This window comes from Micromonospora sp. BS32 (assembly GCF_059089345.1).
In genome coordinates this window covers 1-462 of sequence record NZ_JBSSHR010000100.1, presented here as the reverse complement: position 1 = coordinate 462, position 462 = coordinate 1, and the positions used below count along the sequence as shown (strand labels likewise).

Sequence of the window (462 nt, the reverse complement as noted above, 5' to 3'; positions counted from 1 at the left end):
CCCCGTCGAGCTCGCCACGCGGTTGGACGGAGTCGGCTTGGGGAGGGATCGGATCGGGGACCGGCTCCGGCTGCTCCAGCGACGAGGACAAGCCGGCATGGCAGAAGGCCATATCCACCGGTGTCTGCGCCCACCGGGCGGACACCGACGTCTCTGCCGTAGCCGACCCGGACACCGGAGTCGCTGTGTACCAGACGTACGGTGGTGGCGGCTGGTCGGTGTACGGCGGCACAAGCGCGTCCGCACCGATCATCGCGGCGGTGTACGCCCTGGCTGGGACGCCCGCCCCGGAAGAGCAGCCGGCGTCCGACCTCTACACGCACGCCGGCGACCTCAACGACGTGGTGACCGGCGCCAACGGCACCTGCGCTCCGGCCGTCCTGTGCACGGCGGCCGCAGGGTGGGACGGCCCGACGGGCATGGGCACCCCGGACGGGCTGACCGCTTTCAAGACCGGAAACA

The 462-nt window shown here is 71.6% G+C and carries 1 pseudogene; it reads left to right on the top strand.

From position 1 onward, the window contains the following. Positions 1-185: 185 nt before the first annotated feature. Positions 186-462, top strand: a pseudogene (locus AC5RWQ_RS30440) (hypothetical protein); the annotation flags it as partial.